At 64.5% G+C, this 1677-nt stretch carries 2 protein-coding genes and 1 pseudogene; 2 read left to right on the forward strand and 1 reads right to left on the reverse strand.

Going from position 1 to position 1677, the window contains the following annotated elements; all coding sequences use genetic code 11:
- Window positions 1–145 (reverse strand): annotated as a pseudogene (locus EN879_RS40355) (flavin reductase); the annotation flags it as partial.
- Between the two features lie 179 nt (window positions 146–324).
- Between EN879_RS40355 and EN879_RS35010 the strand changes: the two are divergent.
- Entirely contained in the window at window positions 325–1398 is a 1074-nt protein-coding gene (locus tag EN879_RS35010; RefSeq protein ID WP_063167826.1) for an ABC transporter substrate-binding protein, read from the forward strand.
- Window positions 1398–1677 (forward strand): P1 family peptidase (locus EN879_RS35015; protein ID WP_206521071.1); only part of this gene is annotated, 280 nt, incomplete at its 3' end. The genes EN879_RS35010 and EN879_RS35015, both read left to right, overlap by 1 nt.

The following is a 1677-nucleotide window of genomic DNA, read 5'->3' on the forward strand; positions in this document are numbered from 1 at the left end:
GGGTGTCCGAAACCGAGCAGGCCGCGATCACCGTCGCGCCGCGCTTGCCGGCCGGCCCGTCGGTGGTGACCACATGGACGTGGCCGGCAAAGTGGCTCATCGCGTCGCGATAGGCCTGCGGCCCAATGTCGTTCTTCTTCAGCACCGTATTTTTTCCATTGTCAGGATCCTATCGACATATATGGCCAGACATAGCCCGCCACAAGCGAAGTGCCTGAGCCATATCCCGAAATTCGCGTGTTGCACCAAGGCCGGGCAGCCTTTAGGTCTTGGCGGCAACAGTGCCGGGAGCGTAGGACCGGCCCGGAGGATCCCATCGCTCGAATGCGACCCAGGACAAGAACAATAGCGGCGCTGTTCTGGCTGTTCCTGGCCAGTGGTGCGGATGCCCGGACGCTGCTGGTCGGCGTCTCGGCGCCCCTGTCGGGACCATCGGCCATTCTCGGCAAGCAGATCGAGGCCGGTACCGGTATGGCCGCCGAAGCGAACGGCATCGAACTCAAGACCGTGGATGACGCCTGCACCGCCGATGGCGGCGCTGCCGCGGCCAGGGAATTCGCAGCCGTCAAGGTCAATATCGTAATCGGCTTTCTCTGCACCGAGGCGATCGGGGCGGCGATGCCGATCCTGAAGGACGCCAACATTCCGGTCATCACCATTGGCGTGCGAACCGAAAGCCTGACCGACCGCCGCGCCAAGACCGGCTGGCCGGTCTATCGCCTCGGACCACGCGGCGACGATGAGCGCAATGCGGTCGCGTCAGCCCTCACCCGCCTGTGGCAAAACGAATTGTTCGCCATTATCGACGACGGCACCATCTACGGCCGTGAAATCGCCGAGACGTTGCGGGCAGCGGCCGAACAGGCAGCGCTGAAACCTGTGTTCGTCGACACGTTCCGGCCCCAGCTCGACAATCAGATCGGCATGATCGGTCGGCTGAAGAAGGCCGGCGCGACGCATGTCTTTGCCGGCGGCGATGGCGACGACATCGCCATCATGGGCCGCGATGCCGCACAGCTTCAGGCGGGCATCGTCTTTGCCGGCGGCGAGAATCTGCGCACGCCGCCCGGCGACGTGCCCTATTCCTTGGGCACACTGATGATCGCACCGCCGGAATGGGCCGATGTCGCCGATCCAAAAGTGCTGGCGGCCTTTGCCGCGCAGAAAGTCGTGCCCGACGGCTATACGCTGCCGGCCTTTGCGGCGGTCGAAATCGCCAAGGCAGCGTCGGGCTTGTCCGAAAGCTCGGGCAAACCACTGACCGAAGCTCTGACCGGACAGGATTTCACCACGGCGATCGGGCCGATCCGGTTTGATGCGAAAGGCGATCTCAGCCGGAGCCCCTACCGCGTCTTCCGCTTCGATGGCACGCGCTTTGCGCCCTTGGAAAGCAACTGATGTTTCGCACCGGCCCACGCAACCTGATCACCGACGTTGCCGGCCTGCGCGTCGGCAATGCGTCCGACGCCAGGCTGAAATCCGGGGTAACGACCGTGCTTTGCGATGCGTCCACAGTGGCCGGCGTTCAGATCCTGGGCGGTGCGCCGGGCACCCGCGAGACCGACCTGCTCGAACCGCACAATTCCGTCGATGTGGTGCACGCCGTGGTGCTTTCGGGCGGCTCGGCTTTCGGCCTCGACGCAGCTTCCGGCGTGCACCACATCGACGGAATTGTGC

Source organism: Mesorhizobium sp. M7A.F.Ca.AU.002.02.1.1, from assembly GCF_003998535.1.
GTDB lineage: Bacteria > Pseudomonadota > Alphaproteobacteria > Rhizobiales > Rhizobiaceae > Mesorhizobium > Mesorhizobium ciceri.

Coding starts and splice junctions, on each gene's coding strand:
- EN879_RS35010 (WP_063167826.1), top strand. CDS start 325: ATGCGACCCAGGACAAGAACAATAGCGGCGCTGTTCTGGCTGTTCCTG.